The sequence below is a fragment of the Burkholderia territorii genome, assembly GCF_902833055.1.
GTDB classification, from domain to species: Bacteria; Pseudomonadota; Gammaproteobacteria; order Burkholderiales; family Burkholderiaceae; genus Burkholderia; species Burkholderia territorii.
Genome location: NZ_CADFEJ010000050.1, coordinates 1 through 1,389 on the forward strand (window position 1 = coordinate 1; position 1,389 = coordinate 1,389).

The 1,389-nt window shown below is 64.9% G+C and carries 1 protein-coding gene; it reads right to left on the reverse strand.

Features of this window, described 5'->3' with window-relative positions; genetic code table 11:
* The coding region (locus HW466_RS30910) for a trimethylamine N-oxide permease (RefSeq protein WP_059803925.1) at positions 1-1,389 on the reverse strand (1,389 nt) is incomplete at both ends.

A 1,389-nucleotide genomic window follows, 5' to 3' on the forward strand; every position in this document is an offset into this window, starting at 1 on the left:
TGGCGATAGAGAAACACCGGCACGATCAGCAGCATCGCGATCAGCCCGTTGCGCAACGTGCCTTCGCCCTGCAGGTTCGCGCCCGCGCCGACATAGACGAGATTCGCGTAGCCGCAGATCGAACCGGCCACCAGCAGCCATGTCGGGCACCGGAACGGGCGATCCCAGTTGCCGCGGTCCATCCGGTGGATCCAGCCGGACTGAAGATTCAGGAACACGAACAGCATGTAGCAGACGTTCGAGATCGACAGCACCGTCATGTAGTCCGACATCATCAGCAACACGAGGTTGAAGCCGAGATCGGTCCACATCGCGCGGGTGGGCGAGCCGTGCTCGTTCACGTGCGACAGATACTTCGGCAGCCAGCCGTCGACCGACGCCTGGTACAGCGTGCGCGACGAGCCCATCATCGACGTCATCACGATCAGCAGGATCGACAGCATCAGCATCACGACGACCGCGTTCGCGACCCACGCGCCGCCGCCGACGATCTTCGCCATCGCGGCCGCGACGCCGGTGCCGTCGCCGATCGACGGATCGAGCATCGCCTGCGTGCCGAGCGCGCCCTGGAACGCCATCGGCACGAGCGTCATCACGACGAGACACAGCGCGCCGGACCAGAAGATCGCCTTCGCGGTGTCGCGACGCGGATCGCGGAATTCACGCGTGTAGCACACGGCCGTCTCGAAGCCGTACGACGCCCAGCCGGCCATGAACATCGCGCCGAGCGCCATCGTGACGCCCTGCCCGTTCCACGAGCCGAAGGTCGCGGTCGTGAGATTGCCTTGCGCATCATGACCGAGCGGCAGCAGCGGGAGCAGGTTCGACATCGGCACGTCGCCGGTGACGAACGGCACGATGCCGACGATCAACAGCGGCGTGAGCGACGCGATGCCGAGAATGCGCTGCGTGCGTGCGGCCTTCGACGCGCCGCTGTGCTGCAGTTTGAACGTGATGAGAAGCAGAATCGTCGCGATGATGAACGTCGCGTTGATTCGCAGGGAAAGCCCCGGCTTGATGAAGCCGAGATCCGCAACCTTGAGCTGCCAGTGCAGCACCGCCGCATCGGCGGGAAAGAGACTCGTGAGTGCATAGCTCGCCGCGAGGCCGCAGCCGAGCGCGAGCATCGGCGACCACGCGAGCCAGTTGCACCACACCGAAACCGGGGCAATCAGCTTGCTGTATCGAACCCAGCCGATCGCGCCATACACCGACGCGCCGCCCGATTTATGAGGAAACAGCCCCGATATTTCCGCATAAGTCGCGCTTTGGATCAGGCCCATCGTGATCGCGGCGATCCAGATCGCCCACGCGGGCTGGCCGATCGTCGCGCATACGCCGCCGATCGTGAACAGCACGCCTGCCGGCACGCCGCTCGTTACCCAGAAG